Genomic DNA, 13,953 nt, shown 5'->3' with positions numbered 1-13,953 from the left:
CGACGTTGGTGCGCGCGCACCGGGTGTGCACACGTCGCGGACGAGACTACTGACACCACCCGGACCTGGGGAATCACCACGCCCGGCGTGGCGGCCCAACGCTCACGGACCGCTCACATCGACCGCACACCTCGTGCGCACCGGCCGGGTCGCGGGGTGGTGGCGGGCGCCGCCCGGCGGACGGCGCCCGCGCGTCACTCGCCGGACCGGTGCAGTACCTCGGTGAGCTTGTTCGCGGCGGCGACGACGGCAGCCGAGTGCAGCCGCCCGGGCTGCCGCGAGAGCCGCTCCACGGGCCCGGACACGCTGACGGCCGCCACGACCCGGCCCGAGGGGCCGCGCACGGGCGCCGAGACCGATGCCACACCGAGCTCACGTTCTGAGACCGACTGCGCCCACCCCCGGCGTCGGACACCGGAGAGGATCGTGGCCGTGAAGGTGGCGTCACGCAGGCCGCGGTGGAGCCGGTCCGGCTCCTCCCAGGCGAGCAGGACGTGCGCCGCGGAGCCCGCGCTCATGCTGAGCGTGGCGCCCACGGGGATGGAGTCGCGCAGGCCGACCGGGCGCTCGGCGGCGGCGACGCACACACGGTGGTCGCCCTGCCGGCGGTAGAGCTGCGCGCTCTCGCCCGTGTGGTCCCGCAGCGCTATGAGCACCGGGTTCGCTGCCGCCAGCAGGCGGTCCTCACCGGCGGCCGTGGCCAGCTCGTTGAGGCGCGGGCCCAGCACGAACCGCCCCTGCATGTCCCGTGCCACGAGGCGGTGATGCTCCAGAGCCACCGCCAGGCGGTGCGCCGTCGGGCGAGCCAGGCCGGTGGAGGAGACGAGCTGCGCCAGGGTGGCCGGGCCGGCCTCGAGTGCCCCGAGGACGGACGCCGCCTTGTCCAAGACGCCGACTCCGCTAGTATCGTCCATACCGCGATATTGCCGTCTCGGAACGTGAGATTGCAAGTCGAGGCCCAAAGTTGTTTCTGACAGAGGTAGTTTTGACAGGGAGGCGAACCGCAATGGCCGGCACGCTGGCGGAGAAGGTCTGGGAAGCGCACCTGGTGCGTCGAGGCGAGGACGGCTCGCCTGATCTTCTCTACATCGACCTGCACCTGGTCCACGAGGTCACGAGCCCGCAGGCGTTCGAGGGTCTGCGCCTTGCCGGACGGCAGGTGCGGCGACCCGACCTCACGATCGCGACCGAGGACCACAACACCCCCACGCTCGACATCGACCGGCCGATCGCCGACGCGACGAGCCGCACGCAGATCGAGACGCTGCGCGCCAACGCCAAGGAGTTCGGCGTCCGGCTGCACAGCCTCGGTGACGCGGACCAGGGCATCGTCCACCAGGTGGGACCGCAGCTGGGGCTGACCATGCCCGGCCTCACCGTCGTGTGCGGCGACTCGCACACGTCCACGCACGGCGCGTTCGGCGCGCTCGCGTTCGGCATCGGCACGTCCGAGGTGGAGCACGTGCTCGCCACCCAGACGCTGCCGCTCGCGCCGTTCAAGACCATGGCGATCACGGTCAACGGCGCGCTGCCCGCGGGCGCGACGTCCAAGGACATCATCCTGGCGATCATCGCCAAGATCGGCACCGGCGGCGGGCAGGGCTACGTGCTCGAGTACCGCGGCGAGGCCATCCGGGCGCTGTCGATGGAAGCCCGCATGACCATCTGCAACATGTCGATCGAGGCCGGCGCGCGCGCCGGCATGATCGCGCCGGACGAGACCACGTTCGAGTACCTCAAGGGCCGCCCGCACGCGCCCGAGGGCGAGGACTGGGACGCCGCCGTCGAGTACTGGAAGACCCTCCGGTCCGACGACGACGCGCAGTTCGACGCCGAGGTCGTGCTCGAGGCGGCCGACCTGGAGCCGTTCGTCACCTGGGGCACCAACCCGGGCCAGGGCCTGCCGCTCTCGGCGTCCGTGCCCGTCCCGGCGGACATCGCCGACGAGGACGAGCGTCTCGCGGCCGAGCGGGCCCTGGAGTACATGGGCCTCCAGGCCGGCACGCCGCTGCGCGACGTGAGCGTCGACACGGTGTTCATCGGCTCGTGCACCAACGGCCGCATCGAGGACCTGCGGTCCGTCGCGAAGGTCGTCAAGGGCCGGAGCAAGGCCGAGTCCGTCCGCGTCCTGGTGGTCCCGTCGTCGGCTCGCGTGCGCCTGCAGGCGGAGGCCGAGGGCCTCGACGTGATCTTCAAGGAGTTCGGCGCCGAGTGGCGCAACGCCGGGTGCTCCATGTGTCTGGGCATGAACCCGGACCAGCTCGCGCCGGGGGAGCGGTCGGCCTCGACGTCGAACCGCAACTTCGAGGGCCGGCAGGGCAAGGGCGGGCGCACCCACCTGGTGTCGCCGCTCGTCGCGGCCGCGACGGCGATCCGGGGCACGCTCTCCAGCGTGGGCGACCTGGACCTGCCGTACGACATCGACATCACCACGTTCGACGGCACGCCGCTCGACGGCGTGGGCGCCTCGCCGCTGGGCGAGTCCGTCGTCGTCGACCTGCCCGTTCCCGTAGCGATCCAGCCCGCGCTGCGCTGAGAGGACCACTGACCATGGAGAAGTTCACCACCCACACCGGCGTCGGCGTGCCGCTGCGGCGCAGCAACGTCGACACCGACCAGATCATCCCGGCCGTGTACCTCAAGCGGGTCACGCGCACCGGGTTCGAGGACGCGCTGTTCGCGGCGTGGCGCGGCGACCCGTCGTTCGTGCTGAACCAGGAGGCGTACTCCGCGGGGTCCGTGCTCGTGGCGGGCCCGGACTTCGGTACCGGCTCGTCGCGCGAGCATGCCGTCTGGGCGCTCAAGGACTACGGCTTCCGGGTCGTGCTGTCCTCCCGGTTCGCCGACATCTTCCGCGGCAACTCGGGCAAGCAGGGCCTCGTGGCGGGCATCGTCTCGCCCGAGGACATCGAGATCCTGTGGAAGATCCTGGAGACCAAGCCGGGCACCGAGGTGACCGTCGACCTGGCGGCCAAGACCGCCACGGCCGACGACGTCACCGTGCCGTTCCAGATCGACGACTACACGCGGTGGCGGCTCATGGAGGGGCTCGACGACATCGGGCTCACCCTCCAGGAGGCCGACAAGATCACCGCGTTCGAGGAGACCCGGGCGTCGTGGCGCCCGAAGACGCTCCCGGCCCGGCACCTGCCGTCCGTCGAGATCGAGGCGGCCCGCCCGGTCTGATGGCTGCGGGCTCGCTGGCCGAGCCGGACCCTCCTTGTCGAGCCTGTCGAGACCCTGTCTCGGCAGGCTCGACCCGTGTTCGGACCCGCCGTCAGCCACCTGCTCCGCGCAGCTGGGGCGCGAGCGCGTTCGCCACGTAGGGCGCCAGGGTGCGGGCGAAGGTGTCCGAGAGGTGGTTGTCGTCCCGGTAGACCGTGACGCCGCCGACCACCGGGAAGCAGTCGCGGGGGTCGCAGTAGACGTCGGTGAGGTCGAGGAGCGTGACGTCGCTCCGGCCGAGCCGCTCCACGGCGCCCCGTTGCGGGTCGAACGGGCCCGTCGCGTCGGCCCGCGGCGTGCGACAGTCCGTGGCGAGGTCGACGTCGGGGGCCGTCAGGCAGTCGATCACCGTCGGGTCGGGCTTGGGCACGTCGGCCACGGCCACCACGGGTAGCCCCTGGTCGGCGAGCCCGCCCCACAGCGAGACCAGCCCGTCCTCGGCGAAGGCCTCCGGCGTCGTGCCGGCGGGCGGCACCCAGTCGACGCCGCTCAGCTGCGACGTGACGACCAGGTCGTAGCCGCCGTCGACGAGCACCTGCTGGGCGCGGTCGACCCACTCGACGCACGCGGCGGTCAGCACCTCGTCCTGGACGCGCATCACGTCGGAGAACGGGCAGCCGGCCTTGATGTAGATGTCCAGCGCCCAGCCCCTGGCCTCGGCGGCCTCGACGAAGGCGCTCGAGTAGTGCGCGGCGTGCGAGTCGCCGACGAGCGCGATCCGGACGTCGCTCCCACGGTCGCCGCGCTCGCACGCGACAGGGTCCACGTCCTCCCGGGTGGTCCCGGGGCACTTGTCCGGGCCCTCCGCGTAGGGCTCCGGCATGTCGTCGCCGGCCGCCTCGGGCGCGGGGACGGCCGTGCCCACCAGGTCGGGATTGGTGCACGGTTCGCCGTGGGGCGGGCGCGCCGCCGCGCCGAAGCACTCGGCGGTGGTGGCCTGCTCGGCCTGGGCGAGCTCGGTGCGCACGTGCTCCCGCGCAGCATGCACGCCGAGCAGCGCGAGGCCGACGACGACGGCGCCCACGAGCGCCGCGGCGAGGAAGGTGGCGCGCGGCCGGAACCGGTGTCGATGGGTGAGCACCGGCTCCTCGATCCACTGCCGGGTGCCCCACGCGAGCAGCAGCGTGACCGCCAGGATCGCCACCTTGTCGACGGTGCGCAGGTCGTGCCCTGTTGCGTACGGAACCAGCACGACCAGGGGCCAGTGCCACAGGTAGACGGCGTACGACACGTCGCCCAGGAACTGCACCGGGGGAAGGCCGGCGAGGCGGCTGGTGAAACGGTCGGACGCCTGAGCCCAGATGACCAGGACGGTGCCGAGTACGGGCACGGCCGCCCAGGCGCCGGGGAACGGCGTCGCCCCCGTGAACAGGACGGCGGAGACCCCGATCAGGGCCAGGCCGATCCAGGCGGCAGCGGTCGACCACCGCCCGGTGCAGGACGGGACGAACGCGAGCAGCGCACCCGCGCCGAACTCCCAGGCCCGGGTCGGGGTGATGAAGTACGCGTAGGCCTGATCGGTGCCGGTCCAGACCAGCGAGGTCACCAGTGAGGCGACCACCACCGTGACGAGCGCCCCGGCCACCACGGGCCGCCAGGATGCCCGGCGGCCCGCGCGGTCCAGGCCCTGGGACCCGGAGCCGGTCCCGGCGGCGGGACGGAGCCGCCGTCCGACGAGCAGGCAGAGCGCGATGAGCAGCGGCCAGACCAGGTAGAACTGCTCCTCGGCGGAGAGCGACCAGTAGTGCTGGACCGGCGAGGCCACGTTCTCGGCCGCCAGGTAGTCCACGGCGTCGGCGGCCAGCACCCAGTTCTCCGCGTAGAGGCCGGACGCCGCGATCTCACGGAACCACTGCTCCCAGTGCTGCATCGGGGCGAGCGCCCGGACTCCCGCGGCGGTCACCGCGAGCACGAGCAGTGAGGCGGGCAAGAGCCGCAGGATGCGGCGGGACCAGAACTCGGTCACCGAGAATCGCCCCGCGTCGACGTCCCGCACGATGTGCGACGTGATCAGGAAGCCTGAGATCACGAAGAACACGTCCACGCCCACGTACCCGCCCGTGAGCCGGTTGGGCCAGAGGTGGAACAGGACGACCGCCAGTACGGCTACCGCCCGCAGGGCCTGGATGTCTGCCCGCAGGGCGGTTCGGCGGTCGTCCGTCACTCGTCTCTCCGTCCGCGCCCGGATGCCTCACCGCACGGATCGACCCCTGGGCGGCCTGGTGCGCGGCATCTGACACGCGACCGGGTGAACTACCGGGTGAAGTGTGGGTGAAAAGCGGTGCGGACGGAGATGCTACCTGCTATATCACCGGCGGTCCCTGGCGCACCTTCGTCAGGAGCGACTCCGCCGAGTCCTTCGCCGGGTCCCACCAGGACTCGATCCACCACGTGACCCCGGCGTCGGCCATGGCGCGGGCCTGCTCGGCCGCCTGGGCGGGGTCGCTGGACAGCTTGCCCTGCAGGATGACGTCGAACGGGCGGTCCGTGCCGTCCGGGCCCGTCGGCTCCGGCCGGTTCGCCGTGAGCCACCCGACCAGGGCGGCGATGTCGTCCGTCGTCAGGTCGTCCGCCGTGCCGCGCAGCTGCGGGACGATCCCGTCCCAGCGGAGGGCGCGCCGCAGGTTCTTGGTGGGCGGTCGCTCGGCGTCCCAGACGCCGACCGGCCACACCGGGATGCGGCCGTTCACCGGGGGCTCGGGGAAGCGGAACGGGCCCGTGGTGACCTGCTCGCCGGAGACCTCGAACTCCTCGCCCGACCACGACTTCTCCAGCCACGCCAGGGTCTCGTCGAGCAGGGCCGCGCGGTCCTTCAGCTCCGTGGCCTGGCCCGGGACGGACGTGAAGCCCCGGTCGTCGGTCACGCCGACGCCGACGGGCAGCACCAGGCGACCGCCGGAGAGCCGGTCCACGGTGAGCGCCCGCTGCGCGAGCTCCCACGGCCGGTGACGGGGGACGGCGAACACCATGGCGCCGAGCGTGATGCGTTCGGTCACGGCGGCCGCGGCCGCCAGGACGGCGAACGGGTCGTAGACCGGCATGGCCCACTCACCGCCGAGATTGATGGCATCCCAGGTGAAGAACCCGTCCCAGCCGTGCTCCTCGATCTCGCGGGCGAGCGCCACGTGCTGGTCGATGGTGCCGAAGCTGCTGATGAATCCGAACTTCATCCGTCCTCCTGATGCGTCGTCGTACCGGGGCCGACTCACACGCTATGCCGGACCACTGACACTGACACTGACACTGCCACCGACCCTGGCCCGGCACCGGGCGCGGGACGGCGGTGGCGACGGCGTGCGCCGTCCGGACCGCCGGTTAGGGTGAGCCCCGTGACCAGCACGAGCACCAGCACGAGCGCGACGCGGCCGACCGCGGAGATCTGGACCGACGGAGCCTGCAAGGGCAACCCGGGCCTGGGCGGATGGGGCGCGCTGCTGCGTTCCGGCACGCACGAGAAGGAGCTGTTCGGCGGCGACCCGGTCACCACGAACAACCGCATGGAGCTCACCGCCGTCGTCGAGGCCCTCAAGGCGCTCAAGGGCCCCACCGTCGTCACGCTGCACGTCGACTCCCAGTACGTGATGAACGGGATGAAGACCTGGATCCACGGCTGGAAGCGCAACGGCTGGAAGACCGCGAGCAAGCAGGCCGTCAAGAACGTGGACCTGTGGCAGGCGCTCGACGCCGAGGTCGCCAAGCACGAGGTGAGCTGGGTCTGGGTCAAGGGCCACGCCGGGGACCCGGGCAACGAGCGGGCCGACGCGCTCGCGAACAAGGGCGTCGACAGCGTGCGCTGACGCACGACGGGGCACGTCGGACGCCACGTCCGGACAACGAGACAGAAGTCACGTCACCACGATTCGCGCGCACCAATACCCTTGAGTCATGGCTTCCCACTACGACGTCGTACTCCTCGGTGCGGGCCCCGGCGGCTACGTCGCCGCCATCCGCGCTGCCCAGCTCGGCAAGTCCGTTGCGATCATCGAGGAGAAGTACTGGGGTGGTGTCTGCCTCAACGTGGGCTGCATCCCCTCCAAGGCTCTGCTCCGCAACGCCGAGCTGGCCCACATCTTCACCCACCAGAAGGACTTCTTCGGCATGTCCGGAGACGTCACGTTCGACTTCGGGAAGGCCTTCGACCGTTCACGCACGGTCGCGGACGGCCGCGTCAAGGGCGTCCACTTCCTGATGAAGAAGAACAAGATCACCGAGCTCGACGGCCGCGGCACGTTCCGCGACGCGAACACCATCGAGGTGGCCCTCAACAAGGGCGGCACCGAGACCGTGACCTTCGACAACGCGATCATCGCGACCGGCTCCGAGGTGCGCCTGCTGCCCGGCGTCGAGCTGTCCGAGAACGTGGTCACCTACGAGAAGCAGATCCTCACGCGCGACCTGCCCAAGTCGATCGCCATCGTCGGCGCCGGCGCGATCGGCATGGAGTTCGGCTACGTCCTGAAGAACTACGGCGTGGACGTCACGATCATCGAGTTCCTCGACCGTGCGCTGCCGAACGAGGACGCGGACGTCTCCAAGGAGATCGCCAAGCAGTACAAGAAGCTCGGCATCAAGGTGCTGACCTCGACCGCCGTCCAGACGGTGAAGGACGAGGGGTCGTCCGTCACCGTCTCGTTCAAGGGCGTCAAGGACGACAAGCCGGGCGAGCTCGTGGTCGACAAGGTGCTCATGGCCGTCGGCTTCGCGCCGAACGTCAAGGGTATCGGCCTGGAGAGCGCCGGCGTGGAGCTCACCGACCGCGGCGCCATCGGCATCGACGACTACATGCGCACCAACGTGCCGCACATCTACGCGATCGGCGACGTCACCGCCAAGCTCATGCTGGCGCACGTGGCCGAGGCGCAGGGCGTCGTCGCCGCCGAGACCATCGCCGGGGCCGAGACCCAGACGCTGGGCGACTATCGCATGATGCCGCGCGCGACCTTCTGCTCCCCGCAGATCGCGTCGTTCGGCCTCACGGAGCAGCAGGCCAAGGACGAGGGCTACGACGTGAAGGTCGCCTCGTTCCCGTTCATGGCCAACGGCAAGGCCCACGGTCTGGGCGACCCGACCGGCTTCGTGAAGCTGGTTGCCGACGCCAAGTACAACGAGATTCTCGGCGCCCACATGATCGGCCCGGACGTCTCGGAGCTGCTGCCCGAGCTCACGCTGGCGCAGAAGTGGGACCTCACGGCCGACGAGATGGCGCGCAACGTGCACACCCACCCGACGCTGTCGGAGGCGCTGCAGGAGTCGATCCACGGCATCGCCGGGCACATGATCAATTTCTGAGTCCGGCCTCCCGACCTCTCGGGAGCCGTACCTGGCCAGAGGCCCGGATCCGCGGAACTCCGCGGATCCGGGCCTCTTGGTGTCCTGGCGACCGCAAGGATCACGTCCGCGGTCAGTCGAACTCCGCGAACCGCTCCAGGAGCACGTCGTCGGTGTCGGCCTCGACCGCGACCCAGAGCTCCAGCGCGGGGATCGCGGACCCCCCGCCGTCGTCGTCCTGCGCGACCCACGGCCTGCCCACCGAGGGGTTCTCGCTCGTGCCGTCCGGGTCGGGTGTGTAGCGCCAGCGTGCGTCGCGGTGGATCCGTGCGACCTCGCCCAGGTACCAGATCGCGCCTTGCACGAGGTCGTCCTCGATCCGGGCGTCGAGTTCTTCCGCGGACGGGATCCGCAGCCGGATCACCTGTGCGAGCGGCACCAGCGACGCCGGGCTGAAGTCGAGCTCCTGGGCCCGCCCGGTGTCCGCGGACCATGCGTCGAACCTTTCCCGGCGCGTGGTGAGCCAGCGGGTGAGCCAGGGGTCGGGCGGGCCGTCCTCCCCACGGCTCGGCAGCGCGGGCAGGTCGGCGCGGCGAGGTTCCCAGCCGTCGTCGGCGGCACGGCGCCGGGCCCCCTCCGCCGTGACGCGTGCGTGCTCGGTCGCCCAGACGGCGCCCGTGCGGCGGGTGACGGCGTCGAGGACGAGCGACATCGGCTCGACCGTCCCGCCGACGTCCAGGACGGCGACGGGCAGACCGGAGCTCCCGTCCCACGCCCAGGCCCCGCCGCCGACGGTCAGCAGCACCTCCCCGAGGTACCCGCCGAGCGCCTCGACCAGGCCCTCGCGGGGCGCGGCGTCCAGCGTCTCGACAAGCAGGAGGCGTTCGAGGTCGTGCAGGGACGCGGCGGAGTGGTCGAGCGTCGTGCCGGACCCGGCGACGAGGTCCTGCAGCCCTGCGAGCATCGGGCCGATGTGGTCGAGCCAGTGGGCGAGGCCGTCGTCGGGCGCTGTCTGCATGCCGCCACGGTAGGCGGGTGGGCGTCGCCGTCGCCACGGAATCCGGGCCGCACCGTCCGGTTTTGACTTTTGTCGCGCTTGTGCTACTTCGGTGCGTACGTTGGTGCCGCCATGCGACGTCCGGCTCGATGGCCGGACGGGCCCATCGTCCTGGAAGGAGTCATCGTGTCGCTGACGACCGAGACTCGGAAACGGCTACCGGCAGTCCTCCTGGCTCTCGCACTGACCTTTTCCCTGGTGACGGTCCCGCAGGCGGAGTCCGCCTCCGCGGCGCCGCTCAAGGGAAAGCTGTGTCGTGACGTGTTCGACCTGCCCGCACCCACGGGTCCGCCGCGGACCACGATGCCCGACCCGGCGGAGATCGCCGCGCTCGGGGACCTGCCCCTGGACTACGTGAACCCGGCCGAGCCGGTCCGGAACGCCGCGCTGCCGAGCGACGATCCGGCGAAGGTGCGGGCGAAGTACGGCACGAACTACCGGGGGAAGGGCGTCGGCACCGAGAAGCACCTGTTCGCGCGGTGGAACGCCTGGCTCGACAAGCACCCGGAGCTCAAGACGAAGGCGGATATCAACGCGGCCTTCGACGGCTGGCGCACCAGCTACGTCACCGTGCACGACAACAACGCGCGGGGGCACGCCCTGCACAAGCTCGTCGTGGAGAAGCTCGGGCTGACCGGCGACGACTGGCTGTGCGAGAAGACTCTCGGCGAGAAGGGCAAGACCGTCCGGGTGGACATCGTCCACAAGAAGACGAAGTTCGCCATCGAGGTGAAGGCGGGGTCGGGGCACACCCGGGACCAGCTGGCGAGGTACAAGGACCTCGTCGACAAGAAGACGCTGTCCCGCACCACGTACGTCCACGGCCAGGCACCGGACAAGCCCACCCGTGATGCGCTCAAGAACGCCAAGATGGACTCGGCCCCGATCAAGGTGAAGCCCAGGATCACCAACATCCGGCCGACCTTCCCGGGCGGGTGCGTCTCCGGCATGAGCGTGGTGCAGCCCACCGCCCGCTGCGCGCCCGGCCCGATGGACCCGAGCTCGAAGGGCCAGAACAGCAAGGTGCAGGACCTGGCGCGGCAGACCGGCAGGAACCCGGCCGAGGCGCGGCGGTACCAGAAGCTGCCCGGTGAGCTCGGCGCGCGCGACTGGGGGTTCCGGCGGCCGGGTGGGATCGACTGGTCGACGCTCGAGCTCAGCTACCTGGAGGTCGACCCCGGCACGGGCGACGTCGGCTACTCGTTCCAGGCGGACGACAACCCCGACGAGGCGGCGAACCCGTCCTTCGGCGGCGAGGAGACCCTGGGCCTGAGCTCGGACGCGTTCTACACGTGGCTCGCCCTGCCCGACCAGGTGTTCTGGGTCAACCTCAACCCGGATCACCCCGACCAGGTCACGGACCCGCTGTTCGCGGACACCAAGGCCGCTCGCGTGCTCCTGGAGGCCGACCTGGAGATGAAGCGTGACTTCACGCGGTTGACCAATCCCGAGACCGAGGTCGGTGCGGCGTACTGGGACTCGTTGCGGACCAACCCGGACGGCAGCGTGTGCTGGCCCTCCACCCGCCAGTGGATCTACGCCGCACCGGCCAAGGTCCGTCAGGAGGGTGACCGCCTGTACATCCTCGATGCCCCGATGAGCGTCGGCAAGGAGCGGATGGAGTTCACCAACTACCCCGACGGCCAGGAGCCCTGCACCGCGAGCGACGAGATCATGGACCACAACTTCCGGATGGCGCAGGAGCACCTCGCCCCCGTGGTCGAGCAGCTGATCAACACCGACCCGAAGTACGCGGACCTGCGCAGCGTCTACCGGGCCCGGGTCGCCGCCGCGTGGGTGAAGCAGCGCAACGAGGCGAACCCGGGACCGTACGACGCGATCATCGACTCCGGGGACGTGTCCCTGTGGCCCGAGGGGACCGGCTGGGAGGCCAAGGACGTCTGGGACGACATGATGGAGAACGACTGGACCCGGGTCCAGTTCGAGGTCACCCGGGAGGAGATCGTCGAGGGCGAGCCGTACACCTGGACCTATCCGATCTACGGTGGCGTCGAGCTGGACAAGTCGCCCAGGAAGCAGACGCCGAAGGAGGAGTTCCGCCGCGACCATCCGGAGCTGCCCCGGGCCGTCCAGGAATCCCGCGTCGACATCGTGGGCTACGGGGACGAGGACGCGTTGATCGGTGGTGGCACGGCGCAGGAGCCGGTCGAGCCGGAGCCGACCCCGACCCCGACCCCGACCCCGACCCCGACCCCGGACGACCCGCCGGCCCGGAAGGAGCCGCCGCTGGTCGCCACCGGCTGATTCCGCCAGCGGAGCGCAGGCCGGCCCGTCGATACGGGCCGGCCTGCGCCGTCTCGCGGGACCGCCGCACTGTCCCGGTTCGGTAACAGCCGTCGTGCAGCGCGATGGTGATGTGCTCTCACCGTCGAGGTTCGTGGATGATGACTGCTCATGGACGCCAGAAAGCCGCTGTCGGGTCTCTATGCCCCGATGCCCGAGGTGGGAACGAAGAAGTTCTGCGTGTTCTGTCGCCAGCCGGTGACCCTGGAGCAGGCGGCCTCGGGGTGGCACTACTGGACGGCGTTCGGTGACCCGGTGGACGGCGGCCGGCACTGCTACGGCGGCACCATGGGCAACGTCCACTCGCCGGCCCTGCGCACCCTGCACCTGCCGCTGGCGGAGTCCGACGACCTGAAGTGGGCCTGGCGGTACTCGCCGGAGGGCGAAGGCCGGTTGCAGTAGCGCGCGCCTCCCGCGCCGCCGCCCGCGTCTCAGAACGGCCAGACGAGCGGCACGTACCAGACCGCCGCCCCGAGGAACACGAGGGCCAGCGGCAGGCCGAGCCGCCAGTAGTCCCCGAACCGGTAGCCCCCGGGCTGCAGCACCATGAGGTTGGCCGGCGTCGCGATCGGGGTGAGGAACGCCGCGGCCCCGACCACGGCGAGGGCCATCATGAACGGCTGCACGCTCACGTCGAGCGTCTGGGCGAACGACACTGCGACCGGCGCCATGACGAGCACCGTGGCGACGTTCGAGATGAACTGGCCGAGCACGAGCGTGAGTGCGCACAGCACCAGGAGCGCGAGGTGCGGGGAGCCGCTGCCGGTGAGGCGCATCACGACGTCGGCGATCGCCTCGGCCGCCCCGGAGGACACGAAGGCCGCCGACAACGGGATGAGCGCGGCGATGAGGATGACCGTGTCCCAGGAGATCGCGCGGAGCCCCTGGGGGACGGTGACCACCCGGAGCAGCACGAGCGCCCCGGCCGCCAGCAGACCGACGATCACCGGAGGAACGGCGCCGGTCGCCAGCAGCCCGATGGTCGCGACCAGCACCCCGAGACAGCGTTTCCAGCCGGGCCCGAGCGGAACGCTCCGTTGCACGCTCTGCGACGCCTCGACGGCGATCACGTCGGGTGACCGGGTGTACCGGTGCAGCGCCTCCCACGGTCCGCGGACCAGCACGGCGTCACCGGCCTGCAGCGACAGCGGCCCGGACGAGGGGGAGCCGTCGGGACCGCTCGACGAGTCGCTGCCACGGCGGAGCGCGACCACGACGAGATCCTCGTTCCGCGTGGTCATGCCCGGGCTCACGCGGCGACCGATCAGGGACGAACGCGGCGCGATGAGCACCTCGACGACTCCCGTCGCGCCGGTGAAGAGCCGTGCTGCGTCGAGCTCCGCGGCGTAGCTCTCCCGCCACGAACGCACCCGTTCGCGCGGGTCGGCCGCGACGTCGACCAGGTGCTCCGGCGTCCGCTCCGGAAGGAGCCGTTCGCCGACGGCCACCACGAGAAGCATCGCGACCAGGACGAGCGGGAGGCCCACCAGCGCGAACTCGAAGTACCCGAACTCCCGGCCGCCCGCCTCCGCGGCGACCTCGGAGACGATCACGTTCACCGGGGTCCCGGTCAGCGTCAGCATCGACCCCGCGCTGGCGGCGAACGCCACGGGGATGAGCATCCTCGACGGCACGATGCCGGCCCGTGCCGCGGCGACGACCGCGACGGGCAGGAGGGCCGCGACGGCTCCGTTGATGCTGATGACCGCCGCGAGGACCGCCGTGCCGCCGACCATCGTCGCGAGCAGCGCGGCGCGCCCGAGCGAGGCGCACCGCTCGAGCTGCGTCCCGATCCACGCCGTGATCCCCGTGGTCTGCAGGGCCTCACCGAGCACGAACAGCGTGGCGATGAACAGGACGATCGGGTCGCTGAAGCCGGACAGCGCCTCGCCCAGCGGCAGCACCCCGGTCGCCCACAACGCCACCGGGACGAACAGCGCCACGACGACGAGGGGCACCCGGTTGGTCGCGAAGCCGAGCACCGCCAGCGCCAGGATCACGAAGGTCGCGACCAGGGGGTCGATCATGCCTGTCTCGCCGGTCGAGGGTGTCGTCGCACGTGCTCCATCGTCGCACCCGGGCGCCGGGTCGGCGGGCGG

Annotated in this window: 11 protein-coding genes; 6 read left to right on the top strand and 5 right to left on the bottom strand. The window is 71.2% G+C overall.

Going from position 1 to position 13,953, the window contains the following annotated elements:
• Window positions 1-194 precede the first annotated feature (194 nt).
• On the bottom strand, window positions 195-914 hold the full coding sequence (locus ACZ7LE_RS17255; protein WP_026365378.1) for an IclR family transcriptional regulator: 720 nt from the start codon (window positions 912-914) through the stop codon (window positions 195-197).
• Window positions 915-1,006: 92 nt separating this feature from the next.
• On the opposite strand from ACZ7LE_RS17255, the gene leuC reads away from it, so the two are divergent.
• Both leuC and leuD read left to right on the top strand, forming a co-directional pair.
• Complete coding sequence (leuC, locus tag ACZ7LE_RS17250; RefSeq protein WP_397398665.1) at window positions 1,007-2,536, top strand: 3-isopropylmalate dehydratase large subunit; 1,530 nt, start codon at window positions 1,007-1,009, stop codon at window positions 2,534-2,536.
• Between the two features lie 14 nt (window positions 2,537-2,550).
• Window positions 2,551-3,186 (top strand): 3-isopropylmalate dehydratase small subunit, encoded by a 636-nt coding sequence (gene leuD, locus ACZ7LE_RS17245; protein WP_397398666.1) that lies wholly within the window; start codon window positions 2,551-2,553, stop codon window positions 3,184-3,186.
• A 91-nt stretch (window positions 3,187-3,277) separates the two neighbouring features.
• On the opposite strand, the gene ACZ7LE_RS17240 is transcribed toward leuD, so the two are convergent.
• A complete protein-coding gene (locus ACZ7LE_RS17240; protein ID WP_470404458.1) occupies window positions 3,278-5,389 on the bottom strand; it encodes an acyltransferase family protein in 2,112 nt (703 codons plus the stop codon).
• 139 nt (window positions 5,390-5,528) lie between these two features.
• Window positions 5,529-6,395, bottom strand: coding sequence for an LLM class flavin-dependent oxidoreductase (locus ACZ7LE_RS17235; protein ID WP_470404457.1), 867 nt, complete (start codon window positions 6,393-6,395; stop codon window positions 5,529-5,531).
• Between the two features lie 159 nt (window positions 6,396-6,554).
• Here ACZ7LE_RS17235 and rnhA point away from each other — a divergent pair, with 159 nt between their 5' ends.
• Together rnhA and lpdA are read left to right on the top strand one after the other, a co-directional pair.
• Entirely contained in the window at window positions 6,555-7,022 is a 468-nt protein-coding gene (gene rnhA / locus ACZ7LE_RS17230) for a ribonuclease HI (RefSeq protein WP_470404456.1), read from the top strand.
• Window positions 7,023-7,110: 88 nt separating this feature from the next.
• Window positions 7,111-8,514, top strand: a complete 1,404-nt coding sequence (gene lpdA / locus ACZ7LE_RS17225; protein WP_470404455.1) for a dihydrolipoyl dehydrogenase — start codon at window positions 7,111-7,113, stop codon at window positions 8,512-8,514.
• 112 nt (window positions 8,515-8,626) lie between these two features.
• Here lpdA and ACZ7LE_RS17220 read toward each other — a convergent pair whose 3' ends face one another.
• Window positions 8,627-9,511 (bottom strand): hypothetical protein, encoded by an 885-nt coding sequence (locus tag ACZ7LE_RS17220; protein WP_470404454.1) that lies wholly within the window; start codon window positions 9,509-9,511, stop codon window positions 8,627-8,629.
• Between the two features lie 237 nt (window positions 9,512-9,748).
• Here ACZ7LE_RS17220 and ACZ7LE_RS17215 point away from each other — a divergent pair, with 237 nt between their 5' ends.
• Entirely contained in the window at window positions 9,749-11,815 is a 2,067-nt protein-coding gene (locus ACZ7LE_RS17215) for a hypothetical protein (protein WP_470404453.1), read from the top strand.
• 150 nt (window positions 11,816-11,965) lie between these two features.
• Entirely contained in the window at window positions 11,966-12,256 is a 291-nt protein-coding gene (locus tag ACZ7LE_RS17210; RefSeq protein ID WP_470404452.1) for a hypothetical protein, read from the top strand.
• Between the two features lie 29 nt (window positions 12,257-12,285).
• On the opposite strand, the gene ACZ7LE_RS17205 is transcribed toward ACZ7LE_RS17210, so the two are convergent.
• On the bottom strand, window positions 12,286-13,881 hold the full coding sequence (locus ACZ7LE_RS17205; RefSeq protein ID WP_470404451.1) for an SLC13 family permease: 1,596 nt from the start codon (window positions 13,879-13,881) through the stop codon (window positions 12,286-12,288).
• Window positions 13,882-13,953 lie beyond the last annotated feature (72 nt).

Source organism: Promicromonospora sp. NPDC110617, from assembly GCF_055598465.1.
This window is presented reverse-complemented; position numbering and strand designations above follow the sequence as displayed.